Source organism: Pedobacter indicus (assembly GCF_003449035.1).
GTDB classification, from domain to species: Bacteria; Bacteroidota; Bacteroidia; order Sphingobacteriales; family Sphingobacteriaceae; genus Albibacterium; species Albibacterium indicum.
In genome coordinates this window covers 2,731,251-2,757,955 of record NZ_QRGB01000001.1, presented here as the reverse complement: position 1 = coordinate 2,757,955, position 26,705 = coordinate 2,731,251, and the positions used below count along the sequence as shown (strand labels likewise).

25 protein-coding genes are annotated in these 26,705 nt (G+C 41.3%); 19 read left to right on the top strand and 6 right to left on the bottom strand.

Annotated elements, in window-relative coordinates; translation table 11 throughout:
- Positions 1-2: 2 nt before the first annotated feature.
- Positions 3-797, top strand: coding sequence for a GLPGLI family protein (locus D3P12_RS12195; protein ID WP_245977445.1), 795 nt, complete (start codon positions 3-5; stop codon positions 795-797).
- Here the strand turns inward: D3P12_RS12195 and D3P12_RS12190 are convergent.
- On the bottom strand, positions 792-1,823 hold the full coding sequence (locus D3P12_RS12190; protein WP_118195877.1) for an LLM class flavin-dependent oxidoreductase: 1,032 nt from the start codon (positions 1,821-1,823) through the stop codon (positions 792-794). The two genes, D3P12_RS12195 and D3P12_RS12190, sit on opposite strands and share 6 nt — an antisense overlap.
- 176 nt (positions 1,824-1,999) lie before the next feature.
- Between D3P12_RS12190 and D3P12_RS12185 the strand changes: the two genes are divergently transcribed.
- Genes D3P12_RS12185 through D3P12_RS12170 form a run of 4 tightly spaced genes read left to right on the top strand, consistent with a single transcriptional unit; the run spans position 2,000 to position 8,871 of the window.
- The gene (locus D3P12_RS12185; protein WP_165438738.1) at positions 2,000-3,337 is read left to right on the top strand and encodes a TolC family protein; all 1,338 of its coding nucleotides are present in this window, start codon (positions 2,000-2,002) and stop codon (positions 3,335-3,337) included.
- 3 nt (positions 3,338-3,340) lie between these two features.
- Positions 3,341-5,761, top strand: a complete 2,421-nt coding sequence (locus tag D3P12_RS12180) for an ABC transporter permease (RefSeq protein WP_118195873.1) — start codon at positions 3,341-3,343, stop codon at positions 5,759-5,761.
- Positions 5,762-5,796: 35 nt separating this feature from the next.
- On the top strand, positions 5,797-8,175 hold the full coding sequence (locus D3P12_RS12175) for an ABC transporter permease (RefSeq protein ID WP_118195871.1): 2,379 nt from the start codon (positions 5,797-5,799) through the stop codon (positions 8,173-8,175).
- Between the two features lie 27 nt (positions 8,176-8,202).
- The gene (locus tag D3P12_RS12170) at positions 8,203-8,871 is read left to right on the top strand and encodes an ABC transporter ATP-binding protein (RefSeq protein ID WP_118195869.1); all 669 of its coding nucleotides are present in this window, start codon (positions 8,203-8,205) and stop codon (positions 8,869-8,871) included.
- 7 nt (positions 8,872-8,878) lie between these two features.
- On the opposite strand, the gene D3P12_RS12165 is transcribed toward D3P12_RS12170, so the two are convergent.
- Both D3P12_RS12165 and D3P12_RS12160 read right to left on the bottom strand, forming a co-directional pair.
- Positions 8,879-10,198: a sensor histidine kinase gene (locus tag D3P12_RS12165; RefSeq protein WP_118195867.1), complete on the bottom strand. Its 1,320-nt coding sequence runs from the start codon at positions 10,196-10,198 to the stop codon at positions 8,879-8,881.
- A gap of 4 nt (positions 10,199-10,202) precedes the next feature.
- Entirely contained in the window at positions 10,203-11,543 is a 1,341-nt protein-coding gene (locus D3P12_RS12160) for a sigma-54-dependent transcriptional regulator (RefSeq protein ID WP_118195865.1), read from the bottom strand.
- 497 nt (positions 11,544-12,040) lie between these two features.
- Between D3P12_RS12160 and D3P12_RS12155 the strand changes: the two genes are divergently transcribed.
- From D3P12_RS12155 to D3P12_RS12130, 6 genes are read left to right on the top strand one after another with little or no spacing between them, the layout of a single operon-like run.
- The gene (locus D3P12_RS12155; protein ID WP_118195863.1) at positions 12,041-14,080 is read left to right on the top strand and encodes a cbb3-type cytochrome c oxidase subunit I; all 2,040 of its coding nucleotides are present in this window, start codon (positions 12,041-12,043) and stop codon (positions 14,078-14,080) included.
- Positions 14,081-14,102: 22 nt separating this feature from the next.
- Positions 14,103-15,128 (top strand): cytochrome c, encoded by a 1,026-nt coding sequence (locus tag D3P12_RS15855; RefSeq protein WP_118195861.1) that lies wholly within the window; start codon positions 14,103-14,105, stop codon positions 15,126-15,128.
- Positions 15,129-15,152: 24 nt separating this feature from the next.
- Complete coding sequence (locus D3P12_RS12145) at positions 15,153-15,413, top strand: hypothetical protein (RefSeq protein ID WP_118197094.1); 261 nt, start codon at positions 15,153-15,155, stop codon at positions 15,411-15,413.
- A 13-nt stretch (positions 15,414-15,426) separates the two neighbouring features.
- Entirely contained in the window at positions 15,427-15,837 is a 411-nt protein-coding gene (locus tag D3P12_RS12140) for a cytochrome C (RefSeq protein ID WP_118195859.1), read from the top strand.
- A 12-nt stretch (positions 15,838-15,849) separates the two neighbouring features.
- Complete coding sequence (locus D3P12_RS12135; RefSeq protein ID WP_118195857.1) at positions 15,850-16,686, top strand: DUF2249 domain-containing protein; 837 nt, start codon at positions 15,850-15,852, stop codon at positions 16,684-16,686.
- 7 nt (positions 16,687-16,693) lie between these two features.
- The gene (locus D3P12_RS12130) at positions 16,694-17,221 is read left to right on the top strand and encodes a DUF488 domain-containing protein (RefSeq protein ID WP_118195855.1); all 528 of its coding nucleotides are present in this window, start codon (positions 16,694-16,696) and stop codon (positions 17,219-17,221) included.
- 1 nt (position 17,222) lies between these two features.
- On the opposite strand, the gene D3P12_RS12125 is transcribed toward D3P12_RS12130, so the two are convergent.
- Positions 17,223-17,888, bottom strand: a complete 666-nt coding sequence (locus tag D3P12_RS12125; protein WP_118195853.1) for a Crp/Fnr family transcriptional regulator — start codon at positions 17,886-17,888, stop codon at positions 17,223-17,225.
- 134 nt (positions 17,889-18,022) lie between these two features.
- Here D3P12_RS12125 and D3P12_RS12120 point away from each other — a divergent pair, with 134 nt between their 5' ends.
- The 4 genes from D3P12_RS12120 (at position 18,023) to D3P12_RS12105 (ending at position 21,489) form a co-directional block, all read left to right on the top strand.
- Positions 18,023-19,882 (top strand): chloride channel protein, encoded by a 1,860-nt coding sequence (locus tag D3P12_RS12120; RefSeq protein ID WP_118195852.1) that lies wholly within the window; start codon positions 18,023-18,025, stop codon positions 19,880-19,882.
- 31 nt (positions 19,883-19,913) lie between these two features.
- Positions 19,914-20,192, top strand: a complete 279-nt coding sequence (locus D3P12_RS15660; RefSeq protein ID WP_205941103.1) for a hypothetical protein — start codon at positions 19,914-19,916, stop codon at positions 20,190-20,192.
- Positions 20,193-20,389: 197 nt separating this feature from the next.
- Positions 20,390-21,076: a pseudouridine synthase gene (locus D3P12_RS12110; protein ID WP_118195850.1), complete on the top strand. Its 687-nt coding sequence runs from the start codon at positions 20,390-20,392 to the stop codon at positions 21,074-21,076.
- Positions 21,077-21,105: 29 nt separating this feature from the next.
- A complete protein-coding gene (locus D3P12_RS12105; RefSeq protein ID WP_118195848.1) occupies positions 21,106-21,489 on the top strand; it encodes an SRPBCC domain-containing protein in 384 nt (127 codons plus the stop codon).
- 75 nt (positions 21,490-21,564) lie between these two features.
- Here D3P12_RS12105 and D3P12_RS12100 read toward each other — a convergent pair whose 3' ends face one another.
- Together D3P12_RS12100 and D3P12_RS12095 are read right to left on the bottom strand one after the other, a co-directional pair.
- Complete coding sequence (locus tag D3P12_RS12100) at positions 21,565-21,978, bottom strand: hypothetical protein (protein WP_118195846.1); 414 nt, start codon at positions 21,976-21,978, stop codon at positions 21,565-21,567.
- A 50-nt stretch (positions 21,979-22,028) separates the two neighbouring features.
- Positions 22,029-23,228: a dicarboxylate/amino acid:cation symporter gene (locus tag D3P12_RS12095; RefSeq protein ID WP_118195844.1), complete on the bottom strand. Its 1,200-nt coding sequence runs from the start codon at positions 23,226-23,228 to the stop codon at positions 22,029-22,031.
- A gap of 151 nt (positions 23,229-23,379) precedes the next feature.
- On the opposite strand from D3P12_RS12095, the gene D3P12_RS12090 reads away from it, so the two are divergent.
- The 4 genes from D3P12_RS12090 to D3P12_RS12075 are packed head-to-tail and all read left to right on the top strand — an operon-like array spanning position 23,380 to position 26,663.
- On the top strand, positions 23,380-24,846 hold the full coding sequence (locus D3P12_RS12090) for a sialate O-acetylesterase (protein ID WP_118195842.1): 1,467 nt from the start codon (positions 23,380-23,382) through the stop codon (positions 24,844-24,846).
- Positions 24,847-24,889: 43 nt separating this feature from the next.
- Positions 24,890-25,477 (top strand): DUF4202 domain-containing protein, encoded by a 588-nt coding sequence (locus D3P12_RS12085; RefSeq protein WP_118195841.1) that lies wholly within the window; start codon positions 24,890-24,892, stop codon positions 25,475-25,477.
- Between the two features lie 27 nt (positions 25,478-25,504).
- Positions 25,505-26,290, top strand: coding sequence for a HipA family kinase (locus tag D3P12_RS12080; RefSeq protein ID WP_118195839.1), 786 nt, complete (start codon positions 25,505-25,507; stop codon positions 26,288-26,290).
- Complete coding sequence (locus D3P12_RS12075) at positions 26,280-26,663, top strand: DUF3037 domain-containing protein (protein WP_118195837.1); 384 nt, start codon at positions 26,280-26,282, stop codon at positions 26,661-26,663. The genes D3P12_RS12080 and D3P12_RS12075 overlap by 11 nt, the downstream gene beginning before the upstream one ends.
- Positions 26,664-26,705 lie beyond the last annotated feature (42 nt).

Genomic DNA, 26,705 nt, shown 5'->3' with positions numbered 1-26,705 from the left:
CGATGAATAAGACAATGAAAAACATAGTGAATGCACTTTTTGCAGTAGTTTTTATACTACTAGGAACCCAATTAAGTTATGGACAGTATGCGTATTTCGCTGAAAGTGGAAAAATTGAATATGAAAAGCGGGTGAACATGTTTGCGAAGATAAAGGGTCGCATAACAGAAGACGATGTTTTTATGAAAAAACTTTATGAAGACTATCGTAAAAACCAGCCTCAATTTGTAACCATGAAAACATCACTGTCTTTTAATAAAAACCAGAGTCTTTATCAGATTACCGAAGAGCCCAAAACGGCTAGCAATTGGTTTAGTAATGAGCCTTGGATAATGGTCAAGAATACAATTCTGACTAACTTTGAATCAGAAGACGTAGTGGCTGTGAAGAAAATATTTGGTGAGGACTTTGTATTGAAAGATAAGCAACGCGAGATTTTATGGAAGTACACCAATGAAGTTAGAGAGATTGCAGGGTTTGAATGTAAACGTGCGAATGGATTGATGATGGATTCGATCTATGTGGTAGCTTTCTATACAGATGAGATCCTGGCATCTGGCGGACCGGAGTCTTTTTCCGGCTTACCGGGAATGATCTTAGGTGTAGCTCTGCCGCACGAGAATGTGACTTGGTTTGCAACCAAGGTGGAAATCGACAAACCAGGTCCAATTAACAATCCCGAAGAACCCAGACGAGCGGATCATGTAGATCGTGAAGGTCTGAAGGCATTTCTTGAAAAGAATTTAGGCAACTGGGGACGATATGGCTCGGAAGCAGTGAAAGCATCCATGTTATAGGAGGGCTTTTCGGACTACGGGAGCTACTTTTGTGCCAAAAAGTTCGATCGATTTCATTACTTGCTTATGAGGTAGCGTCCCTAAGCTGCTTTGTGCAATAAAGCGGGTGTTCCCAAACAGCTCGTGTTCGTAAAGAATTTTGTCAATGACTTCTTCAGGGCTGCCCACCACTAATGCCCCTTCTGGTGAGCGCGCGAAGTTGAATTGTTCTTCGGTGAAAGCTGACCAGCCCCGATCTTTTCCAACAGCATTCATCATAGCCGCGTAATAGGGGTAAAATTCTTTATTAGCGCCCTGAGAGTTTTCGGTTACGTAGGCATGTGAATTGACTGCAAATTGTAAGGTAGTCGGGTCTTGTCCGTTTTTCTTAGCGGTTTCCCGATATAAATTAGCAAAGGGTACGAACTGTGACGGTAGACCACCGATGATAGCCAATGTCAGCGGCAATCCTAAGGTTGCAGCGCGAACGGCAGAAGCCGGGGTGCCACCGGCGGCAATCCAGATGGGCAATTTTTCTTGATAGGAATGGGGGTAGACTCCGCGATTTTCAATCGATGGGTGTAAATGGCCTTTCCAACTTACATGTTGATTGTCTTCATTGATTTGAAGTAAAAGTGCAAGCTTTTCCGTGAATAGCTCATTATAATCATTCAGGTCGTAACCAAAAAGGGGGAAGGATTCAATAAAAGAGCCTCGACCAACCATGATCTCTGCACGACCGTTGGAGAGATGGTCGACAGTAGAAAAATGTTGATACACACGTACTGGATCATCTGAACTTAAAACGGTTACGGCACTGCTGAGTTTGATGTTTTTTGTAATCGTTGCGGCAGCGGCCAAAATGATAGCAGGAGCAGAGACAGAATAATCCGGACGGTGATGCTCACCAATACCGAATACGTCAAGCCCAAGTTCGTCGGCTAACTTAATTTCTTCTAATAAATCGTTGATACGCTGATGAGCATTGACTCCACTTCCCGCTTTATCGGGTCGCATATCGGCAAAGGTGCACAATCCTAATTCCATGTTTCGTTTTTCGTTGATGTATATACAAATCTAAGGAAATGCCTTTGATTGTACGTTAATGAACAGCTTTTGTTCGGAAATGAACAGTTTATTCTTTTTGTCCATTTGTAATATGTTGGTTGTTAGTTGTTTAGTGTTGTGGCACATAGGCTGTAAAGAAATTCTTGATTATGTATATGATGACCATTCGATTTTCGACTTTTTTATTTCTTTTCAATTTCCTTTTTGCCCAGACGGCAAGTAGCCAAGATGTGATAACCTTACGATCTGCAATTGACAGCACGTTGAAAAATAATCTCCAAATCAGAGAGGCGAGGTATCAGGCTGCTTTGAGCGATCAGGATGTCCTGCAATCGAAAATGAACTTATTACCTAGCTTGGGGGCATCAGCCGGTGGTCGAATTAGCGGTGGTAATTACTTTGATGAGAAAACCGGTAAAGTAGGAAATACTACGAATAAGTCGGTCGACGGTAGCCTGAACCTTTCTGTAACACTTTTTCAGGGGTTTCAGCGGGTCAATCAGATCAAAGCAAATAAACTGTTATTGCAATCAGACCGGAGCTATGCGGAGCAGGTAGAATATGAGTTGGTGCTACAGGTTTTTACAACTTATATCGAAGCCTTAACTCATAAAGCACTCTGGTCGGCCAGTGAGCAACAGTTAAATCTCTCAAAAGAGCAGTTAAGAGCAGAAGAAGTTCAGCTGGAAGTGGGAAATCGAACTTCAGCGGATGTGTCCCAAGCAAAAAGTCAGGTTGCGACTGACCAGTTAAATATAACAACTTCACGTAATGATTATGAGTTGTCTTTGCTGACCTTAAAGCAGTTGATGGAAATGGATTCCGAAAAGGAAATTATTCTGGAGAGTCCGGAAGTAGATGAGGTTGAAAATGTGATGACAAATTATACGGCAACCCATGTTTTTGAAAAAGCGATCGATTTTTTTCCGGAAGTGCGCATGGCTGAATTTAGGACACTGGCGGCCGAAAAAGATGTGGATATAGCTAAAGGGAATTACTTTCCGACTCTGTCGCTGTCGAGCGGGCTGAGTACAGGTTATACGAGCTCTTATCTGGATCAGAATGGTCATGTTTTTCCATTCAGGCAGCAACTGCGAGATAATTACAGTCGCTACATTGGTCTTTCATTAAGTATCCCTATTTTTAATAATCTAAGTTCAAGAATCAGCGTTCGGAAGGCGAAGATTATTTATGAAAACACGAAGGTAGCTGAGAAACAGACAAAAAATAACTTGAATAAAATAGTTAATCAGGCCGTTTTGGACATAAACGCGGCGAAACAACAGTATGAATCATCAGAAGAGGTGTTTATCTCTACGCGTGAGACCTTTAAGGTGTTTCAGGAGCGCTACCAGGTGGGATTGGCAACTTCGATTGAATTGAACACAGCACAGACCAATATGAATAAAGCGGAATTCGACTTTATAAACAGCAAGTATAATCTGCTATATAGGTCGAAAGTAATTGATTACTATTTGGGCAACGAGTTATAGGACATGATAAAAAATTATTTTACCATCGCATTGAGAAACTTGTTGAAACATAAGCTTTTTACAGGTGTGCACATAATTGGGTTGACAATTGCTTTCGCAATAGCCGTTGTCTTGTTCCTTGCAGCGATGTTCGATCTTTCTTTTGATAACTTCCATACTAAGAAAGACCAGCTGTATCAGGTGTATTTTGAGACAAACCCTGTCACCGGTAGGAAAGAAGATGCTCCCATGCCTGTCCCTTTTGCGCCAACCGCAAAAGAGGAGTTGAAAGGTCTGGCAAATATAACTCGCTATGGTGATGGAGGTGGAGTTCTAGCACGGCATGGTGAGAAGGAGATCAGTATTACAACTCGCTTTGTTGATCCGTCTTTTCTGGATATGTTCTCCTTTCCGCTAAAGCAGGGCGATAAATCGTCGGTTTTGAGCGACTTGAAAAATATCACATTAACGGAATATGCGGCAGAAAAGCTTTTCGGTAACCAAGACATTATCGGTATGCAGGTCGAGTTAAACATTCAAGGTGTATGGGAGCCTTTTGTGGTTTCAGCTTTGTTGGCAGATTTTCCCGCAAACTCAACGTTCCAGTTTGACGCTTTCGTACGATTTGAAAATTATCCGGGCTACCTAGAGGGCATGGATAAATGGGACTGGCGAAACCACACGGTTTATGTAGAGTTGGGAGACAAGGTTTCGGTGGCTCAGTTTCAGCAAGATAGTAAGGCATTTGTGGGAAAGTATTTTAAGAGTGAAATTGATAACCTGAAGCGTGACGGCGCGCTAGTGAATGATGATGGAACTTACAAGTCGTTAAAGCTTTTGCCTATCCATGAAATGCATTTTAACTCGATGAGTCCGGGTGGTAGCAATGTCGCTAGTTTTTTCCCGTGGATGTTGTTGATCATAAGTGCCTTCATTCTTTTTATTGCGTGTACCAATTTTATCAACTTATCACTCGCCAGTTCTTTCACACGAACCAAGGAAATTGGCATGCGGAAGACTTTAGGGGCAAGGCCTCTCCAATTGGTTGTTCAGTTTTGGATGGAAGCCTCCTTAATCTGTTTATTTTCTTCCCTAGTTGGTGCGGTACTGGCTTGGGCAATCTTGCCGCAATTTAATGCTTTGATGGCTTATAACCTTCAGTTTGGTGAGTTAATTACCCTCCGGAACAGCTTGCTTCTCTTGCTCTTATTCTTTGCTGTAACGCTGGCTGCAGGTGCATATCCCGGGTTTGTAATGACTCGGTTTAACCTGATGGACGTGTTGCGTGGTACGGGTATTCGACTGGATTCGGGGAAAAACTTACGCAAAGCACTGTCAGTAGGACAATTTGCTATTGCTATTATCTTGGTAATATCTACGCTGGTGATTATGCAGCAGATCAACTTTATGAATAGCAGGTCGCTCGGATATAATAAATCAGGAGTAGTCAGCATTCCGATTGGAAATAACATAGATTCGGAAGTGGCTTTACAGCGCATGCGTGTGGAGTTAGCAGCATTACCCGAAGTGATGAGCGTGACGGGTACGGATATTAATATGGGCATGGGAAGAGACGGTGCTTCGATGACGTCTAAGATGGGTTTCGATTATAAAGAACGAAATATCAAGACAAATTGGCTGCGTGTTGATTATGATTATCTGAAAACCATGGAAATTGATTTGTTGGAAGGCAGGGATTTCTCAAGAGCATATTCCACCGATACGACATCATTACTGATCAACGAACAGATGGCAGCTCTATTGGGAGAAGAGAACCCTGTTGGGAAAAATCTAAATATTAGTGGCGAAGATTTAACGGTTATCGGTGTAGTCAAAGATTTTAATTTCAAAACGCTCCATTCGAAAGTTGGGCCGCTAACCATGTGTCTGCAACCTTCGGATTGGCCTGTTTCTTATATTTTCGTGAGGGTCAACTCGGATGCTCTGCAACAATCCATGGCGTCGATCGAAAAGATTTGGAAATCTGTGAATCCAACATACGAAAGTACGCCTTCTTTTTTAGATGAAAATACGCAGCGCATGTATGAAAAGGAAAAACGGCTTTCGAAGATTATTGTGAGCGGTGCCGGTTTTGCGATTTTTATCTCTTGCTTGGGTTTATTTGCACTTGCACTGTTGATGATGAACCAGCGGGTCAAAGAAATCGGTGTAAGAAAAGTATTGGGTGCAAAAGTTTTAGCGATTGTGCTATTGCTGTCGGGCGACTTTGTCAGGTTGATTGCTATTGCTTTTATTGTGGCAGCTCCGATAGCTTGGTTGATAATGAACCGATGGCTGGATAATTTTGCTTATCGGATTGACGTATCGGTATGGCTGGTGTTAGCAGGAGGAATTATCGTGCTCTTGGTTGCCATGCTAATTGTCGTGTTACAATCACTACGAGCAGCTATGGCTAATCCGGTGAAATCCCTGAGAACAGAATAACCAACATCGAATATGAACTTTAAAAGCCTGTTAAGATGAATTACAATAATTTAAAAATAGCATGGCGGGTTTTCTTTAAAACCAAGCTGTTTACCGTAATTAACGTATTAGGATTATCCCTCGGTTTTGCCGGCTTCGTATTGGCATACATGTACATTAATCATGAGAAAAGTTACGATGCCTGGAATCCGGATTACGAAAATATATATCTTGTAGGATTAGAAAGTGCAGAAGGGTCGTCAGATCTGACTCCCATCGGTTTAGGAAAGGCGATCCAGGAGGAATTTCCTGAAATTGTTGAAATGGGAAGGGTGAATCGTTTTCCTTATGAAGTGCCATTTCACTCAGATGAGGACGTGTTCTTTATTAGGGAGTGGCTGGGGGCTGATGCTTCTTTAGCAAAAATCTTTAAGATTAAGACCAGCGGAGCGAATCTGGATAGCATACATAGTCAAACTGTTTTTTTGCGAAATGATATTGCTGAGAAGTTATTCCCAGATAGTGCGAACATTCATGGTGCGATGGTCATGATGGGTAATAAAAGTGAAGGAGCGGGCATGCCTTTGCAAATAAGCGGTAAAGCTGATCTTTCGTCCATTCCTTCGAACATGAATTTTGAATGCATTGGCTTTGTACCCGAATTGGGTCAGGGTACTCCTTCTGGGAACGATGTGGAGACTTTTATTCAGGTAGAACCAGGTACGGATATTAATAGGTTAACAGCAAAAGTCAACACACTTTTTCATGGCACAATTGCCAAAACATACGATCATGTGAACTCTTCGTTTGCAAAGAGTACCGTTTATTTAGATCCATTGAAAAACTTACACTTGCAGCCACAACATGGATCTTCTGTTGGTTACAAAATTATGCTCGCTTTAAGTGTTTTGTCAATTGCCATTCTTTTGCTTGCAGGAATCAACTTTGCTAATCTTATGGTAGTTCAGGCTCAAAAACGGGCGAAGGAGATTGGTATGAAGAAAATATTTGGAGTAGGCAGGTTTCGCCTAATCTACCAATTTCTTGCTGAGGTGTTTGTTCAAACTGCTGTTGCCGCGCTATTTGCCGTGGTTCTTGTGAATATCGGTATAAATGTGTTGGTAACGAACTTTGGTTACGATCTCAATTATTTCAAGGTCGATGCTACCTTAATTTATCAGCTTTTTGCCGCTGTCGTTATCATTTCATTGGTTTCGGGTTTGTATCCGGCGATTGTGTTGACCGGGAATCGTGCAATTCAGATGATTAAAGGAAATTATCAATCGAGCTATAAAAATCAACCTTTTCGTCAAATACTTTTGACTGTACAATTTGTCGTGGCCTTTGGGTTCATCAGCGTTATGGTGGTTATTCATCAGCAGATGGACTTTATGAAAAAATCAGACAAAGGGTTTCATGGGGACCAAGTGGTTTACATAAAAAACCTCGCCCTTTTCAATGAACCGGAGAAATTTGTATCTATCCGTGACCGTATGAAAGCCATACCGGGTATAGAATATGTAACAGTGGCAAACTCGGTTCCGGGTGGAAATCCGCCAAATGCATTTGATTTTGAATATATCGATAAAAAATTGAAATTAAACTATACGAGTGTCGACTATGAGTATTTTGAGGCATTAGGTATGGATATCATTGACGGTAGAGGTTTTTCGACGGCTTTCCCGGCAGATTCTGTCAACTCAGTAGTTCTAAATGAAACAGCTGTAGCAAGGCTCGGAATAGAAAACCCGGTTGGCAAGATGATTCAGGGTATGGATACTGAATTCCGAGTTGTTGGGGTCGTAAAAGATAGTAAAGTCCTAGGGTTTGAAAAGATGGTATCGCCTGCAGTTTACAGTATAAAACATGTGGGGCTACCATTAGTAAGTGCTAAAGTAGAGATCTTGGCAAAAATAGAGACGGCTCACACGCAGGCAGCTTTGAGAGCTCTTGCTGAAGAATGGAGCTCGATCAATAAATTAAGTGGTGATTATTTTATTTATGAATTTGTCGACATGAAGTTCGCAGCGCTCCATGCGAAACAGGATCAGCTTCATCAAGCATTTACAACGTTTACTGTATTGATCATTTGGGTCGCCCTAATGGGTTTGTTTGCAATGGCAGCTTACAATGTGAGTACGCGTCAGAAGGAGGTAGGGATAAGGAAGGTTTTGGGCGCATCGGGCGGCGAAATCTTAATCTTGCTAAATAAGCCGTTCTTTAAATTGATTTTAGTCGCTCTGCTAATTTCTACGCCGCTTGCGTGGTATATTTCATCCCTTTGGCTCCAAGGTTTTGCCTATAGGGTCGAAATCCATTGGTGGTATTTTCTATTGAGTGCATTCTTTTTACTTTTACTTGCCTTTTTGGTCGTAAGTTATCACGCCAGAAAGGCGGTTACAACAAATCCGGTACTTGCGCTGCATGAAGAATGATAAAATACTGATATATAAATTATAAGCATGATAGAATTAAGCAATATTTTTAAATGGTATAACGTTGGTGGAAACCGGGCTTTTGTTTTGAAAGACGTTAATTTGCAGATTCAGGAGGGGGAGTTCCTTTCCATTATGGGGCCTTCAGGTTCGGGGAAGTCTACCCTGTTACACATCATCGGTTTACTGGACGAACCTAATGAAGGTGCATATCTCTTTCAAGGGGAGAATGTTCTTAAATTGAAAGAAAAGCGGAGAGCCGAAATCTATAAACAACACATGGGATTTGTGTTTCAAGCATATCATTTGATTGATGAACTAACTGTTGCAGATAATATCGATACTCCTTTGATTTATAAAGGGTTAAAATCATCTGAACGTAAAGCCGTTGTGGCGGATATGCTCGACAGATTTTGTATTGTCGGAAAGAAAGATTTATTCCCTAACCAGCTGTCGGGCGGACAACAACAAATTGTGGGAATTGCCCGTGCGCTGGCTGCTAAACCAAAAGTTTTGTTAGCTGATGAACCAACAGGTAACTTGAATTCGAAACAAGGGGAGGAGATCATGGAGCTTTTCAAGAAATTGAACGAAGAAGATGGCGTCACGATTATTCAAGTAACGCACTCAGAGAAGAATGCCGAATATGGAAGCAGGATCATTGAGCTGCTGGACGGCCAGGTTCAAGCTTCGTAAATGTGCTTTAGAATTGCAGGGTAAATGTGCTTCCTTTGCCAGGTTTCGAACTGACAAATAGGTTTCCTTTGTGCATCAGCATAATTTGTTTGCTTAAGGACAAGCCGATCCCGCTTCCACTCTTTTTGGTCGTAAAGAAAGGTGTGAAAATATTGTCGAGAATTTCCTGGCTCATGCCCAGACCATTGTCCTCTACTTTAATTTGTATTTTGCCATTATCCTCTAAGGCCTGAAGGTTGATGGTCGGGTTGTCGGAGTCTTTTACGGCTTCGACAGCATTTAGTAGCAAGTTAATAAGCGCTTGTTCGATCAAGTTAATGTCAATATTTAGTTCAAGTGAAGGTCTTTTAAGAATGATATTCAGATCAATATTTTTTTGGATCAGTGAAGGTTCTAATAAGATGTACAGGTTCTCAAACAAATCTGCCGCTCGAATGGTGGCCAGGTCGGGCTGGGTGATTTTATTCAATGTACGATAAGTCCGAGCAAATTTTAACAAGCCTTCGCTACGATTTTTAATGGTTTCGGCACCCGTTCGAATATCTTCAAGCTCTTCTGTATAGGGTAGTGAAGCTAACCGATCTTTTAAGGTATCAGCGAGAGAAGAAATGGGAGCAATGGAATTCATGATTTCATGGGTAAGGACGCTAAGTAGTTTTTGCCAGGCTTTTGCTTCAGTTTCATCTAAGGCTTCGTTGATATTTTGTAAACTGATTAAACGGAAACTTCCTTGTCCCGTCTGGAAGCTGCTTACATAGAGCTGCAGTTTAATCCTGCCATGGGCGGTATCAAAGGAGAAAAGTCCATTCTGTCCCGCTGCTGTTTCCGATATTTTTTCGAATAGGACTGCATTCCGTCTTTTTAAAGCATATATAGTTGATATATAGGGAATGTTGAATAGTTTTTTAAAGTAATCATTTATCCACATTACTTTCCCACTTTTCTCCTCATAGGAAATAATAGCGGTATCGACCAGCTCCATGATTTTTTGGAGATATTGATGTTGGGTTTCCCGGTCACTGCTGATGCTTTTAAAAACATCGTTGATATCGTTAAATGCCGAGCGGAGAGGCTTCACTTCGATGCTGGCATGTGAAAGTGAAAAATGCCTCGTAAAATCACGGTATCTGGCGGCTTCCGCAAAATCCTGAAGTTCCCGATAAGTGCGAATTTGAGATCGAATTGTAAACCACATTAACCAAACGCACAGTGGAAAAAACAGGATGGAATACAGATACTCATCTTTAAACAGAAGCCAGGCAAAAAAGGTGAGTGCCACAAACAAAAGGAAGGCTCTCAGTAGGATTAATCTGCGGAACTTTTTCATTAGATCAGATGTTATATTTACTTAACCGTCTGTATAGTGCAGTCCGCGTAATGCCTAGCTCTTTGGCTGCTTTGGAAATGTTTCCATTGTGTTTTTCAATTACTTTAAGAATAGTGTTTTTTTCAAGTTCCAATAAATTGTGTTGTTCGGTTTTCGTTGAAGTCTGTGTCTGCGGATTTTCGAGTGGAGAAAAAATAATATCATCACTTGTAAGCATCGGGGTCTCAGCCATAATAACGGCTCGTTCAATGCTGTATTGTAGCTCTCTGACATTTCCAGGATAATGATATCCCAATAATTTCTTCTGAGCGGCTGGATCAAGGTCGGGAATGCTTTTATTGTATTTTTCTGCATACCGTTTGATGAAATGTTTGGCCAGTAAAAGGATATCGTCGCCTCGTTCCCTAAGGGGAGGTACTTGAAGCTCAACGGTGTTGATCCGGTAAATTAAATCTTTACGGAAACGGTTTTCGTCGGCTAAACCTTTTAAAGGTACATTGGTAGCACAGACAAGACGGATATCGACTTCAACCGACTGGTTGCTGCCTAGACGGATAATTTGCCTGTTTTGCAAAGCGGTTAGTAATTTAGACTGCTGTAGCAGGGAAATATTTCCAATTTCATCGAGAAAAAGTGTGCCTTTGTCGGCCATTTCAAAACGTCCGACCCGATCTTCACGCGCATCTGTAAAGGCACCTTTCTTATGTCCGAATAGTTCACTTTCGAAAAGACTGTCAGTTAACGCCCCTACGTCCACCTTCACAAAAGGAGCTTTAGATCGGTTCGATTGTTTGTGAATAGCTGATGCAATCAGGTCTTTCCCCGTCCCATTTTCTCCTAGTATTAGAATATTGGCATCTGTCGGAGCAATTTTTGTTAACTTATGAAACAGAGACCTCATGATCTCGGATTCACCGATGATGTCGTTGAGGATAAGTTGATTATTGCTGTGAGTGCCCTTTTTCTTATTTGAAATCAGATCTTTAACAACCTCTAGTAAATGCTCGTTATGCCAAGGTTTTACGACGAAGTCTGATGCACCTTGTTTGAGACTTTGAACCGCCAAATCAATTGCCCCGTATGCTGTGATCATAATAACAGGAATATCATTCTTGATTTCTTTAATGCGACTCAACCAATATAGTCCCTCGTTGCCACTGTTGATTGCACTTTTAAAGTTCATGTCAAGCATAATGAGATCGATGCGCTGATTGTGTAGAATGGAAGGAATCTTTTCGGGATTTTTCTCGATGATGATTTCCGATACTGTTTTTTTTAATAACAGGTGTACCGCGGTTAAAACATCTGGATCGTCGTCGATAATAAGTATACGTGTCTGGATCATGAAATCTATTTTATCCACAAATATACCATTCCTCATAATTAGTTAAGACTCACGACGATGGGTATTCTGAAATGGTTTTCTTTGTACGAAAACGAACACCAGGCGTTCGTTTTCGTACAAAGAACGGCACCGATTAAGTAAATAATACCCGTTGTGCATTATGATTTAGATTAATAAAAGGGCGTAAAAAGTTGTTCATTTCTCTGATAAAGCGTATTGAGACAGGGGTCCCCTTAAAACCTTGTTCGGATTTATAGGTGAATTTTTGCCGAGTTATTTGCTGATATGTACCTATTTTCGTCGATTTATACGGATAGAATAGGGAATTAGTAGGTAACTAATTGCTAAATACCCTTTACAAGGTCTTGCCAAGGTACCCGAAAGTGATTTTTGTTTTTCACCCTTTCTGCGCAACGGGTTAAATAATAGTATAAAATATTAAAATACTTTTTACTCTTTTATTGATATTGTATACCTTTGCCTCAAAACCATATATCATGTCCTTAGTCATATTTCTTTCACTGAACGTCTGGTTAACGGGTTTGGTGATATTTTTAACACTTATCGTAGTCATTTTACTTGTATTTTCCTTTTCAATCATGTCAAAAATACGGAAGATAAAGGAGCAGTCTTTTCTGGACACAGCACCTATTGAAAACCGGTTTGATCATCATTTAAAAAACTTTGATTCGAAGCAACTTTCGACTTTGTTAGATTTGAGAAAACGCGGAGTATTAAATCCTGGTGCTGGAAAGAAAGCTATGGGATTGTTGATAGTCGGTCAGGTTCAGACAGATACGAGCAATTTGGCCACAAGCGGAGGGATCATTATTACTGTTATTCTGATTGCTATTCCGGTTATTGTAGCTCTATTGTTGTTAGCGTTCCGAATTAGACGATCTGTACGGAAAGTGCATATGCAGTCGCAGCGTTATGAGGCGAAACAATTAGCGGATTATCTAAAATCATTGCCTGACGACGAAGTAGAAAAAAATATTAAAGATATGAAGGCGGCGCTTGAATATGAGCTGTCACATCGGGAACTTTCTGGGAATTATGAAATTAAGGACAGTAGAGGTTTGATCAGGGAGAATCCAGATCCTTCCTTGCCTGTAGTGGCGGTGAAAAAGCGGGCGACCAAGAGACCGCCGATTGATCCGAAGCTTAGCAAGCTCGTCTTGTGGTTTGTACTGACAGCTACTTTTTGGCTGATATTTGGTACAACTGTGGGTGAGTATGTGGGAATTAAGTTTGTAGCGCCCGATATTGACCAGAGCAGTTGGTTAAGTTTTGGGCGATTGAGACCAGTACATACCAATTCAGTTTTCTGGGGATGGGCTTCGCTCGGTATGCTGGCTTTAGGTTATTACGCTGTTCCTCGAGTAGGAAATAACAAGCTTTATAGCGTTAAATTGGGTTGGATAACTCTTGTGCTGATCAATATTACCGTTCTTGCCGGAACAATTTCTTTAATGGCAGGCGTGAATAATGGCGGTGGCGAGTTCAGAGAATATATTTGGCCAGTTATGTTACCTTTTGCAGTCGCGCTGGTAATCACGCTGATCAACTTTATTAAAACAATTGCTAATCGAAAGACAAAGGAAATTTATATTTCCAATTGGTATATGGTAGCCGGATTGATGTTTGCGATTGTAATCACCTTGGTAGCTTATTTGCCTTTTTGGCAAACCGGTCTAGGGGAAACAATTGTCCAGGGGTACTATATGCACCAAGGGGTGGGTATGTGGTTTATGATGTTTACACTAGGGATTGTGTATTACTATCTTCCCCAACAGCTTAACAGGGCTATCTATTCGTATAGTCTGGGAATATTGGCCTATTGGACACAAATCTTGTTTTATACACTCATTGGCACACACCATTTTGTTTTTAGTTCGATTCCCTGGTGGTTGCAAACTGTGGCAATTGTAGGTAGCGCAGGAATGATTATTCCAGTCGTAGCGGGTACAACAAACTTCTTAATGACATTCAAAGGCGCTTGGTACAAAGTATCTGACAGTTATACCCTGCCGTTTTTTATCGTTGGTATCGTATTCTATTTTACAGGATCGATGCAGGGCACTGCAGAGGCTTTTAGGGAAACAAACCTGATTTGGCACTTCACTGATTTTACGGTTGCTCACTCCCATTTAACGATGTACGGAATCATCACCTTTTTCCTATGGGCGGGTATGTATGCTATTGTGCCTCGATTGACAGGAAAAGAACCCCCGCAAATCTGGGTTGGTGCTCATTTCTGGTTGGCTTTAATAGGCTTGATGTTTTATTCAGTGCCCTTAATGATTGGCGGAACTATGCGCGGGCTTTCATGGATGGAAGGTAAACCATTTATTGATAGCGTCGTGATGATGGCTCCTCACTGGTTATGGAGAGCGATTGGAGGGAGTCTGATGTGGATATCGCATTTGGTTTTTGCTTATAATCTCTATCGGATGTGGCTCAGCCGCTCTGAAGTAGATGTGAAAGACCTTGCTTTGCGTGAGCTGGAAAGAGGAGCAGCTAAGAATATTGAATAATTATAATATAATGTAAGTTACGATGGAATTTTTTAATAATCATAAGAGTCTTTTTACTGCGACAGCGGTACTGTTTCTTGTTCTTACGCTGTTTGTAGCAATTATGCCTGCGCTGGATAATCAGGCGCGTAACGCTCCATTGCCTAATGCAGAGCCTTTAAGTGAGGCAGCTAGAAAGGGAAAGGCTTTGTATATAGCTAATGGTTGTGTTGCCTGCCACACACAACAGGTTCGGAATGTAGAAATGGACAAAATGTGGGGTACAAGACCAAGTATTTCAGCAGATTATGCAGATATAAAACGTCAGGATTTATGGCGGAACACAGCAACGCTCATGGGGACGGAACGTACCGGACCGGATTTAATCAACGTGGGGAATCGTCAACCGAGTTTGGAGTGGAACCTAGTTCACTTATACAATCCGCGCGCGGTAGTAAGCGAGTCGGTAATGCCTGCGTACCCTTGGTTGTTTGAGCTGAAAGAACATGTGGGTCTGGATGATGTTGTTGTCGCCGTACCGGAAGAGTTCTTAAAAGGCAAAAAGGGAAAGGTTGTGGCGACTGAAGATGCCCTGAATTTGGTAGCTTATTTGCAATCACTTAAGCAGACTGAACTGCCAACGGGAGATCCAATGCCGGAGTTCTTGTACAAACGAGGTGGGAACGTTACCAGTTCGGCAAAGAGTGGAAATACAGGAGATGCAGTAGAGGAGGGAAGTTCGATTGACGGGGCAGCTCTTTACGCAACACATTGTCAGACCTGCCACCAGCCTAATGGAAACGGGTTGCCGGGCGCCTTCCCGCCTTTGAAAGGAAGTTCGGTTGTATTGGATGATGATATTGAAATATTCGTCGATATTATTATGAACGGTTACAACGCGCGTGCAAATGAAGGTTACGGGCCGATGCCGGCTGTCGGCCAAACAGCGGGACTGACAGCTGACGAAATAACCGCAATTATGAACCACGAACGTACTAGTTGGGGGAATGACGCAAAAGAGGTAACCGCTGATGAAGTTCAAAAAATTATGGATATGGTGACACAGTAAGTGTTATCAGAAAATGTTTCAAGTATGAAAAAGTATTTATTATCACTCATGTTGATGTTGCCAACACTTGCTAGTTTGGCTTGTCCTGCCTGTGAAAAACAACAGCCAAAATTGTTAAGAGGGATTTCGCATGGTGCGGGTCCGGAAAGTAACTGGGATATGCTAATTGTTTGGTTCATTGGGATCATCGTTGTCGTAACCCTGTTCTTTTCGATTAAGTTTTTGGTGAAACCAGGTGAAAAGTCTAAAAAACATATCAAACGTTTTATACTTACAAACGATTAAATCATCGAATATAATGAAAAACAAGAGTAGCATATTGCTGTTTATCGATGAAGAAACGACACCAATTGCATCGTTTATGACGCCCGTAAAGTTTGAATTGGATACAACAAGGTTGGTCGACGGTAAACATACGTTGAAAATTGTCAGCAAGGACCCGAATGGGAAAGAAGGAGTGCGGATTGTGCCATTTGAAGTTAGAAACGGTCCCGCAATCTCAATTGAAGGTTTAAGGGAAAATGCAGTTGTTGACGGAGTGTTACCATTGATGATCAATGCATACGGCAAAGGTAATTCAAGTGAATTTTATATTGAGGGAAGTGAAACCCCACAAAGTATACCCGCTTGGGTTTGGATTATTTTAATTGGTTTTTTTGGATGGGCACTCTATTATCTAATCACCTATTATGATATTGTACCCAATTAAATTAGAGCAACGATGGATACACTGGAAGTTAGCGGGAATACTCGGATTGCTGACCTGATCAAATGGAACAAGGAGAGCATTGATGCGATTGCTGGTCTTTCTAAACCATTGGAAAAGTTAAGAAACCCAATCCTAAGGAAGTTAATGGCTTCGCGTGTTACAATTACAGAAGCAGCTAAGATGGGTGGCTGTACGCTTGATGATTTTGATCGTGTATTGCGTCCATTAGGTTTTGTTATGCGCTTTGTAGAAGAAAAAAATGAAGTGCAAGAGAAGACTCCTTCTTGGCTTGAAGGTTTACCTGAAAGCGCGATCCTTGTATTTGATGTTCGTCATATCTTGGAAGGAGGTGACGACCCTTTAAAAGATATTTTGAAGAAATTTAAATCTGTTCCTGAAAATGAAGCCTTATGTATTGTCAATAAGTTTATTCCCGTTCCTTTGATCAGATTGTTGGAAAAAGATGGTGTACAAACATTTACACAAAGTGTAGGCTCCGAAGAATATCATACGTATTTTTACAAGTCTGCTGCTGAGGTTGATTTAAGTCAAGACCCAGCTACTGTTGGCAGCACTGAAAAAGTGAAAATGGTAAGCGAGTCTGACTTTAAAGAAATACACGCTAAGTTTTCAGACGTTAAGGAGATTGATGTGCGAGCCTTGCAGATGCCCGGGCCGATGGAAACCATTTTAGGAATTCTTCCTGAGCTGGCAGATAACGAGCTTTTGTATGTTAATCATAAACGTGTGCCACTGTATCTCTTGGAAGAAATAGTAGAAAGTGATTATCAGACATATATATTAAATCGCGGAGAAGGGGATGTTAAATTGTTGATTCATAGGATATAGCTGCTTTATGACACAGGCGAAAGAGAAACGGATTTGGACGATAGGGCATTCTACCCGGTCTTGGGACGAGTTCATAGAATTATTGAAGATCAATTCGATCGATCTTTTGGTGGATGTACGAAGTTTACCGGGTTCTAATAAATTCCCACAATTTAACAAAGAACATTTTGAGAGTGATTTGTTAAAATCAGGAATTTCCTATCAACATTGGCTGATACTTGGTGGAAGGCGAAAAGTTCATAAAGATTCAGTCAATACCGCCTGGCGTAATGACTCGTTTAGAGGTTATGCCGATTATATGGAAACCAAGGAGTTTAAAAAGGGACTTAAAGATCTTGAAAAAGAAGCTGCTACGGAAAATGTATGCCTGATGTGTGCAGAAGCCGTATGGTGGCGCTGTCACCGAAGCATGATTGCGGATGTCTTGAAACTGGAAGGTTGGACAGTCCTGCATATTTTATCTGATAAAAAAGTAGAGGAACACCCCTACACATCTGCTGCCACAATTAAGGATGGCAAGTTACTTTATCATTAAACTACCCTGCTGTCAACTCCTTGAATTTCCTGCTGTCAATTATCTTGATCTTCTTCTCAGATAGATCAATAATAGCTTTGTCTTTCCATTCATTGAGTGTCTTAAAAAGCGATTCATACGTAGTTCCTGCATAGGAGGCTATATCTTGTTTGCTTAAAGATGAGTTGATAAAGCCTTCTTGGTCAGTTCCAAATACGTTCGATATATCCAATAGTGACAGTGCAATTCTGCTCTTTACATCCATTTGTACCATGTTTGACATGCTTTGTTCCGTTTTTTGCAATTCTGAAGCGAAGAACAGAACCATTTGGTGCGCCAGTTCATGATTGACCAATAAGGTTGTAGCAAAAAAATCGGCATCAACAAAGCAGAGGGTTACCCGATTAAGGGCAGTAGCGGAAACCGGATGTACATGATCGGACAAACCACGATGACCTAAGACACTACCTGGGCCAGCGAATTTAATAATAAGATCTCGGTTGTTTTTCCATTTTTTATGAATCTTAACATTTCCTTCATGGATAAAATAGAATCCATTCAACGTTTCTCCCGCTCTGAAGATTGATTCCCCTTTTTTATATTGATGTATCGTCGCTTTCGTGTCGATCAATAGACGCCATTCCGGAAGGCAATGCTGACATAAAAAACAATGCGAGTGTATTTTCATATGCGAAAATAGCGAATATTATTTCAATCGCTAATATTCTAATAGTATTGTACATATAATATAAAATGGTAAATAATTTATATTTATGTGCTTAATTTTATGATTAAGATCATACTTTTGCAAAAAAAATATTCATGTTTGAAAAAAAAGAAAAAGGAGAATCTATCCCGATTGCTCCTAGTCTTGATGTAAGTGGCGAATTTGAGCCAACGAGCTTGTCTGTATCGCGGAGGGTGTTATATTTAAGTATTCAGGCAGTTATCAATGCGCTGATCATTGGTGTAATAGCCAAAGTGTTAGTTGAGTTGATCCATTTGATAACCAATCTTTTCTTTTACGGCGATTTTTCTTTTGTTGAAAATACACCCGAAGGCCATCAGTTAGGCTGGTTGGTTATTTTTATACCTATTATAGGCTCACTGATTGTCGGTTTGATGGCAAGACTGGGTTCAGCGGCCATCAGAGGACATGGTATTCCTGAAGCGATGGAACAGGTACTGACGAATGAAAGTAAGATTAAGCCCATAATCACGATCCTAAAGCCTTTGTCTGCGGCTATCTCCATTGGTAGTGGTGGACCCTTTGGATCGGAAGGGCCGATTATATCAACTGGGGGAGCTTTAGGGTCTTTCGCCGGACAAATAATGAGGATAACGCCAAACGAGCGGAAGATCATGCTGACCGCTGGCGCCACGGCCGGTATGGCAGCTATTTTTGGAACGCCTGTGGCTGCCGTGTTATTGGCCATTGAGTTGCTACTATTTGAGTTTTCTCCACGTTCTATCATCCCTGTAGCTCTAGCCTGTGCCTCCGGAGCAGCCATGCATCTACTCTTTTTTGGTTCGGAGCCGATGTTCGGGATGCCAGATATTCCATTGCCCACTTATAAAGCATTGATAAGTTATGTTATTATGGGAGCTATTATAGGCGTTCTAGCAGCTTATATTTCAAAGAGCATTTATTTGATTGAAGACTTGTTTGAGAAGCTTCCGATCCACTGGATGTGGTGGCCGGCTATCGGTGCGGTTGCAGTCGGTGTCGTGGGTTACTTTGCACCTTATACCATGGGCGTTGGGTATTCAAATATTTCTGATTTGCTTACTGGTAATCTTCCCTTGCAGTTGATCTTCGGCTTATCGGTTTTAAAATTTATTTCCTGGTCGGTTTCTTTAGGAAGCGGAACATCAGGCGGTACCCTGGCTCCTTTGTTTACGATTGGAGGGGCTCTTGGGCTGGGTATGGGAATGTTGATATTGTGGATATTTCCTGGAAGTGATATTAACTTGCCGACCTGCGCGTTGATCGGTATGGCCAGCATGTTTGCCGGCTCAGCAAGAGCGCTTCTTACGTCAATAGTATTCGCGATGGAGACGACGATGCAGCCTCACGGCTTATTGCCGCTGTTGGGAGCCTGCACCTCAGCTTATTTTGTTTCCTTCTTTTTAATGAAGGGTACGATTATGACGGAGAAAATTAAACGGAGAGGCATTTATACGCCCGATGCTTATGCACCTGATGTGCTCCAGCAAATGAATGTAGGTAATGTAATGGAGTATATAAAGCCACAGATTACGATCAGTCAAAGTATCGGAGAAGTAAAGGACTGGGTAAGACTGAATCAACCAGGCCGACATATGTTGATTGTGAAAAAAGAAGATGGTGATTTAGCAGGGACATTAAAATTAAAAGATCTGCACAATACTGATCTGGATGATTCAGAGACGGTTGAGAGCATCGTCGACACAAAGAAAATTTATATTTATCCGGAAAGCCGACTAAGCTTTGCTGTTGAGATGATGGATCGTTACCATACAGATCTGATCCCGGTCGTTCGTCGTGACCAAAAATCTCAGTCTATCGGTTTATTGACACCAACCTTGGTATTTGCTGCTTACAGGAAAGCGAGGTATGCCGACCAACAGTTGCAGCGTTCGATTAATCTAAAAAGGAGTAGCTATAGGATGCTGGTCAAAAGCAAAAAGTTCTATCGATAAAACAAAAAGAGGCTTTCACAAGAGCCTCTTTTTGTTGAAAATTCCTGTATCCGTTTGCTATGAAATCGTAGGAGGAGTTGGTGGCGGTGGTGGCGGTAATGGAGTTTCTGGTACCTTAGGTACTTCCGGTGCTTTTGGTGTTTCCGGGGTTTGCGGAACTTTCGGCGTTTCCGGAACTTTCGGTGTCTCTGGTGTACTCGGTGTCTCTGGTGTTTCCGGCGTTGGCATCGGTACTTCAGGTTCTGGGACTACAGGAAGTTTTTCCTTTTTCGTTGTGTCCGGAACCGTTGGTTTTTCTTCTTGCGCATAGACCTGCTGGATGGTCAATGTAAGAAACATGGCAGCAATGAAGCTGAATAATAACTTTTTCATGACATGTAATTTATAGTTGATAATATTTTTTTAAAAGACCTTGATATTGAGTTAGTTCTCTAATTGTAGAACAGCTTGAACAATGAATTGTTTATAAAATGTTTTGATATGTTTACATTCGCATAAAACTATTTGATGCTTGAAGTAGTATATCGTGACAAAAACTTAATTGCTATTAACAAACCTCATGGCTTGTTGGTGCATCGATCGTCTATTGCAAGAGATGCAACCGAGTTTGCTCTTCAAACGTTAAAGCAGCAGATAGGCCAGCATGTAAGCCCGGTTCATCGTCTAGATCGTAAGACCAGTGGTGTTCTGCTTTTTGCACTCGATAAGGACACCGAGATTGCCATGCACAAACAATTCATGAGTAATCAGGTAGGGAAAAAATATTTGGCTGTATTAAGAGGTTATGCACCTCGAGAAATGGAAATAGATTATCCACTGATGAAGGAAAATGGCATGATGCAGGAGGCTTTTACCTATTTTAAGACCCTTCAATATGCTGAAATACCGTTCGCTTTGGGTAAACATGCAACTTCCAGATACTCGCTGGTGGAGGCGACGCCGCTGACGGGTAGGATGCACCAATTGCGTAGGCATTTTGCGCATATTTTTTACCCGATAATTGGGGATAGAAAACATGGTTGCAACAAACAGAACCGTTTTTTTAAGGAGCAGTGGGATATGACGACTATGTTACTTCATGCATCGGAGCTTAAGTTTGAGCACCCCCATACCAAAGAATCTGTTCTTATTCGGGCAGGAGTCTCTAGCGAGTTTTTAGGTGTTATGAAATTAATGGGCTGGGAAGATAAGTAAATTGGGAAGAATGCATATTAGGTACTCATATGAAAGATTATAAGAAATATTTTACGATTACAGCGAAACCCTGGGAAATATACCTAGCATTAACGACTGAAGCAACCATTGAACTGTGGACCGGAGACAAGGCTGAAATGCAAGAGCTTGAGGGTTCAGAGTTTTCCTTATGGGATGGTAGTATTGTCGGGGTAAACCTACAATTTGAAAAGGACAAAAAAATTGTTCAGAAATGGTACTTTGGTGATCAGGAAGAAGATTCTATCGTGACCATCAAATTGCATCCACATAAAATAGGCACCTCTGTAGAATTGACCCATACCAATATTCCTGACGAGGATTACGACGATATCGTTGCTGGCTGGAATGAAGACTATTTTGGTTCGTTAAGGGACTTTTATACCGGGGAATAAAAAAGAAGGAGCGCCATTAAGTTCTTAATGGCGCTCCTATCGTTTGTTTTTTAAAGTATCTTTTACCGATTGGAGTTATTCATTCGGTACCATGTTGTTGTAAACAAATTCGGGTTTCCCTTCATCATTACATATAACACCAGAGGGTTTTGCGACTACACTACAGTCGGAGGTAATTTCCCAATCGATATTAAATTGCTGCTGAAGTTCTGTGTATAATTTTACTTTTTCTAGGAAAGCCTCGGTGTCAATGGTATTTGAGTAGGCGATATATCCAGTTGGTCCGCCGCAAGCCTTTGAGCCGATGGCTGTAAATTCCCATTCTCCAGCGTCTTCACATGTTACACTTTCTGAGATTTCTTTGATCTCGTTGTACAACTCTTCCAAGCGTTTTTCATCACGTTCTCGTACGTTTTCAACATCATCTTTCTCACATGAAGCGAAAGCTGCCGTCAATACACACGTTAAAATTACAAGATACTTTTTCATAATACTATTTGTTGTTTTACTATAATAGTACGACAAACGGGTATCTACCGCTACATGTTTGAATCTTCCTGTAACCTTATTGTTGTATTAATGTCCTTTTTGTAGATCTTGTTTATGATTAAGGCAATGGCACCGTCGCCCGTTACATTACATGCGGTACCGAAGCTATCCATGCCTATGTAAAGCGCAATCATTAATCCCAAGGAATCTTCGCTAAATCCTAAAACAGAGGACAATACGCCCATGGCAGCCATAATCGCTCCGCCCGGCACACCCGGAGCCGCAATCATTGTAATGCCCAAAAGAAAGATAAACCCGACGAAAATTTCTGTGCTGATCACCTCGCCATTCATTAACATGACAGCTATCGCACAAAGTGTAATCTTTAGCATGCTCCCTGATAGGTGAACTGTCGCACAGAGCGGGATCACAAAGCCGGCAATGTCAGGGTCGACTTTATTTTTCAGTGTCTGTTGATAGGTAACCGGTATGGTAGCTGCTGACGATTGTGTACCTAAAGCAGTGAGATAGGCAGTTAGCATGTTTTTTAAAGCCTTGAAGGGGTTGACCTTTGCAATTCCACCTGCAATTACAAATTGAACAATTAAAAGGATAATAGTCAGAATAAAGATGAGAACAATAATTTTTATAAAAACGGTGAGAATGCTCGCTACCTGACCAGCAACCGTCATGTTTAGAAAAATCCCGAAAATATAGAGGGGCAGAATGGGGATGATGATATGATTAATAACCTTCATAATAATATCTTCAAATTCATCCAAACAGTTCTTCAACGTTTCACCTTTTATAAAAGCGATGCCAAGTCCTAGTGTGAAAGATAAGATTAGCGCTGTCATAACATCAAACACCGGTGACATTTCAAGTGTAAAATAGGGCTCAAGTGTTTTTACAGCCGCCTCGAAGTGAGGCGTCCCATCACTCGATAACAGGCCGGGCAAAAAGACCTTTCCAGAAAAATAAGCAAAGAATCCAGTGAAAATTGTAAAGGCATATGCTAATAGCGATGTAATTAAAAGTAGTCGACCAGCGTTTTTACCCAAATCTGCTATGCCCGGAGCGATCAGACCCAGAATAATCAGTGGGACAATAAAGTTCAGAAAATTACTGAACAAGGCATTAAACGTTATAAATATTCTGGAAATCCAGTCAGGAGAAACCAATCCAACGCCAATACCGAGAATAATGGCGATTACTACTTTACCAAGCAGTCCAATTTTAATACCTCTCATAGAAAAAATGCTACGAATTATTTTTTTGATGTGCTAAGGTATCAGAAAAAAATGTTTTTTGAACATAAATCAATTAGAATATCTGAACCTAAATCTTGGATAAAGTCATATTAATTGTAAATTTAATTCCGAAATCCACTTAAGCTTAATTATGAAAAAACATTTTATTCTAATCGTTCTTTTCTTATTCGGTGCGGTTATTACCCTGGCCGATGTAAGGCTCCCGAAACTATTCGGTGACCACATGGTATTACAACGCAATAAACCAATAAAAGTATGGGGATGGGCGAACCCCGGAGAAGAAGTCGCCGTAAGTTTAAACCAGCAACATATTAAGACTGTTGCGAATAGTGCCGGTGAGTGGGAGTTGGAGTTAAAAAAAGAAAAAGCGGGTGGCCCATACGAGCTTCAGATCAGAGGAGATAATGAGGTGACTTTTAAAGATGTACTGATCGGGGAGGTGTGGGTTTGTTCGGGTCAGTCGAATATGGAATGGGCATTGAAAAACACAGATAATGCTGAAACCGCCATAAAAAACGCTAACAACAATCAGATTCGTCACATAAAAATACAGCGTGACGTGTCTGATATGCCACAGGATGATCTAATGACGGCAGCGGAATGGAAAGTCTCTACTTCAGAAAATGCGCCGTCGTTCACAGCGGTGGGCTATTACTACGCTAAAAAACTGAACGAGGAATTGGGTGTGCCGATTGGTCTGATCAACTCTTCGTGGGGCGGTACGATGGCAGAAACCTGGATTAGCAGAGCAGCTTTTGAGAGTTCCGATACATTCGGGGATAGAATAGCAGAAGTGCCAAAGTCATTGCCAGACACGCTTTTAAAACAGAAAAAACCTAATTCAGCGCCCAGTTTGCTTTCGAATGCCATGATCGAGCCCCTGATCCCTTATACGATTCAGGGCGTCATATGGTATCAGGGGGAAAACAATGCACACTCGCAGATTTCCTATGAATATCGGGAAACATTTCCTCTTTTAATTGAAGATTGGAGAGACCGATGGGGGCAGGGCGATTTCCCTTTTTATTTTGTGCAATTGACGTCTTATAACGCATTTGGAGGCACAAGCGAGAAGGGTAGTTCTTGGGCCGAGCTGCGCGAATCACAAATGATGACCCTGTCAGTCCCAAACACAGGAATGGCTGTTATAACGGATATTGGAAACAGCAAGGATATTCATCCGAGGAATAAATTAGATGTTGGTAATCGCCTCGCTGCGATTGCTCTTAATCAAAGCTATAACAAAAAGAACCCTTATAGTGGTCCCATGTACAAGAAAATGAAGGAAAAAGATGGGAGGGTTCGAATTTATTTTGATCACCTAGAAGGAGGTCTTCAATCAAAAAATGGCGAGGCGCTTGTTGGATTTGAAATTGCGGGAGAAGATCAGGTATTTAAAAAGGCAAATGCAAAGATCGTCGGAGACTATGTAGAAGTGTCTAGCAATGAAGTAGCTGACCCTAAGGCTGTACGCTACGGATGGTATGACGATAATATCGATATCAACTTATTCAATAGTGCCGGCTTTCCGGCTTCGCCCTTTCGGACGGATTCATGGAAAGGGCTCACTGAGGGTAATACCAAAAAACTATATTAAGTACGAAGGCTCAATGTTTAAGTTTTTCCGTTAATTTGCAGCGATGAATAGATTATCACTCGCATTTGAGAGCTTCGACGCTTACAATAAACAGGATCCGAACACGTATACCTGGGAGGGAAAAATATATCCTCAAGAATATTTTTTGGCATTGAAGTTACATGAAACTATTGTTCACCTCGATTCGCAGGCAAGTGAAGAATTACTCCTTGCTTCGCGTAGCCAACATATTGGCCGTTGGGAAATCCCGAGGGACCAATACCCCGATGGAAGAACAGGATATTTAGAGTGGAGGAGAACTTTAGCCAACTATCACGCGGATAAAGCATCGGCGATTTTGGAAAAGAGCGGTTATGATTCAAGTTTTATTGAACGGGTACAACAGCTAATTTTAAAGAAAAAAATCAAGGTAGACCCAGAGGTTCAGACATTGGAAAATGCGCTCTGTTTAGTTTTTCTTCAGTATCAATACGAAGATTTCTTCCCAAAATATAGTGCTGAAAAGATTGTAAATATTCTGAGAAAATCTTTGTTGAAAATGGATGAAAAAGGAAGGGCAGAGGCACTTAAATTACATTATTCGGATCAGGGATTGAAATATATTCAAGAAGCACTTGCTTTGTTACCCTAAACACCGATCGCGTTTTAATTTTAACTTATGGTACAAAACTTTCCTGAAATCCGGACAGTAGATGTCACTCGTTATATAACACCACTTCGAGAAGGAGGGTCCATGCCGGCTCTGGTTGAGGCAGATGATGATTTTCTTTATGTGTTAAAGTTTCGTGGAGCAGGCCAGGGGGCAAAAGCCCTTATTGCTGAATTGATTGGTGGTGAATTAGCCCGCGCATTGGGATTTAAGGTTCCAGAACTTGTCTTCGCCAATTTAGATGAAGGTTTTGGAAGAAGCGAGCCGGATGAAGAAATACAGGATTTGCTGCGCGCCAGTGAAGGTCTGAATTTGGCATTACACTATTTGAGCGGAGCAATTACCTTTGACCCTCTTGCAGAAAGGGTAGACCCGCTACTGGCTTCACAGATTGTTTGGTTTGATGCCCTCATCACAAACGTTGATCGGACGCCGCGAAATACGAATATGCTTCTTTGGAAGAAGGAGTTATGGTTAATTGACCATGGTGCTTCCTTGTATTTTCATCATTCTTGGCAAAACTGGGAAGAACAGGCGTTGAAGCCATTCGTAAAGATTCAGGATCATGTATTGTTGCCATTAGCTACAGATTTGAAAAGGGTAGACGAAGAGTTTAAAGGCTTGTTGACCGAGCAATTAATTGATTCTATTGTTAACCTGATTCCTGAAAGTTGGTTGTTGCTTGACAGTCCCTTCGAGTCGGTAGACGAACACAGAAGTGTTTACGCGCAATATCTAAACAAGAGAATTGCCCATTCAGTGAACTTTGTTAAAGAAGCCATCAATGCAAGATAGATATCAATATGAATATGCGGTGATTCGCTTCGTTCCATTAGTGGAACGAGAAGAGTTTCTCAATATCGGCGTTGTTCTATATTGTAAGGAGCAGCGTTTTTTAGAAGCCGCGTTTACGTTGGATGAGAAGCGCTTAAATATCTTTTCACCTTCACTCGATATTCAGGATATTGAAAATCACCTGCGGTCGTTTGAGAAGATCTGCATTGGTGGTCCAGATGGAGGGCCGATAGGGGTCCTTCCTATAGCGGATCGCTTCAGATGGCTAACGGCTACCCGAAGCACCGTTCTTCAATGTTCTAAAGTTCATATAGGCTTCTGTAAAAAGCCAGGTGAAACCTTACTGAGACTTCATAAGCAACTTGTATTATAAGCGTTGAACAACCCGTTCGTCAGCATAGCTTACTTTGTTCAT

Bases quoted from the DNA above. Each gene is read 5' to 3' on its own strand.
- D3P12_RS12130 (WP_118195855.1), top strand. From the start codon at position 16,694: ATGACACAGGCGAAAGAGAAACGGATTTGGACGATAGGGCATTCTACC.
- D3P12_RS12090 (WP_118195842.1), top strand. From the start codon at position 23,380: ATGAAAAAACATTTTATTCTAATCGTTCTTTTCTTATTCGGTGCGGTT.
- D3P12_RS12105 (WP_118195848.1), top strand. From the start codon at position 21,106: ATGAAAGATTATAAGAAATATTTTACGATTACAGCGAAACCCTGGGAA.
- D3P12_RS12170 (WP_118195869.1), top strand. From the start codon at position 8,203: ATGATAGAATTAAGCAATATTTTTAAATGGTATAACGTTGGTGGAAAC.
- D3P12_RS12180 (WP_118195873.1), top strand. From the start codon at position 3,341: ATGATAAAAAATTATTTTACCATCGCATTGAGAAACTTGTTGAAACAT.
- D3P12_RS12185 (WP_165438738.1), top strand. From the start codon at position 2,000: ATGATGACCATTCGATTTTCGACTTTTTTATTTCTTTTCAATTTCCTT.
- D3P12_RS12195 (WP_245977445.1), top strand. From the start codon at position 3: ATGAATAAGACAATGAAAAACATAGTGAATGCACTTTTTGCAGTAGTT.
- D3P12_RS12100 (WP_118195846.1), bottom strand. From the start codon at position 21,978: ATGAAAAAGTATCTTGTAATTTTAACGTGTGTATTGACGGCAGCTTTC.
- D3P12_RS12085 (WP_118195841.1), top strand. From the start codon at position 24,890: ATGAATAGATTATCACTCGCATTTGAGAGCTTCGACGCTTACAATAAA.
- D3P12_RS12135 (WP_118195857.1), top strand. From the start codon at position 15,850: ATGGATACACTGGAAGTTAGCGGGAATACTCGGATTGCTGACCTGATC.
- D3P12_RS12145 (WP_118197094.1), top strand. From the start codon at position 15,153: ATGAAAAAGTATTTATTATCACTCATGTTGATGTTGCCAACACTTGCT.
- D3P12_RS12075 (WP_118195837.1), top strand. From the start codon at position 26,280: ATGCAAGATAGATATCAATATGAATATGCGGTGATTCGCTTCGTTCCA.
- D3P12_RS15855 (WP_118195861.1), top strand. From the start codon at position 14,103: ATGGAATTTTTTAATAATCATAAGAGTCTTTTTACTGCGACAGCGGTA.
- D3P12_RS12110 (WP_118195850.1), top strand. From the start codon at position 20,390: ATGCTTGAAGTAGTATATCGTGACAAAAACTTAATTGCTATTAACAAA.
- D3P12_RS12120 (WP_118195852.1), top strand. From the start codon at position 18,023: ATGTTTGAAAAAAAAGAAAAAGGAGAATCTATCCCGATTGCTCCTAGT.
- D3P12_RS12140 (WP_118195859.1), top strand. From the start codon at position 15,427: ATGAAAAACAAGAGTAGCATATTGCTGTTTATCGATGAAGAAACGACA.
- D3P12_RS12095 (WP_118195844.1), bottom strand. From the start codon at position 23,228: ATGAGAGGTATTAAAATTGGACTGCTTGGTAAAGTAGTAATCGCCATT.
- D3P12_RS12125 (WP_118195853.1), bottom strand. From the start codon at position 17,888: ATGAAAATACACTCGCATTGTTTTTTATGTCAGCATTGCCTTCCGGAA.
- D3P12_RS12165 (WP_118195867.1), bottom strand. From the start codon at position 10,198: ATGAAAAAGTTCCGCAGATTAATCCTACTGAGAGCCTTCCTTTTGTTT.
- D3P12_RS12160 (WP_118195865.1), bottom strand. From the start codon at position 11,543: ATGATCCAGACACGTATACTTATTATCGACGACGATCCAGATGTTTTA.
- D3P12_RS12080 (WP_118195839.1), top strand. From the start codon at position 25,505: ATGGTACAAAACTTTCCTGAAATCCGGACAGTAGATGTCACTCGTTAT.
- D3P12_RS12175 (WP_118195871.1), top strand. From the start codon at position 5,797: ATGAATTACAATAATTTAAAAATAGCATGGCGGGTTTTCTTTAAAACC.
- D3P12_RS12190 (WP_118195877.1), bottom strand. From the start codon at position 1,823: ATGGAATTAGGATTGTGCACCTTTGCCGATATGCGACCCGATAAAGCG.
- D3P12_RS12155 (WP_118195863.1), top strand. From the start codon at position 12,041: ATGTCCTTAGTCATATTTCTTTCACTGAACGTCTGGTTAACGGGTTTG.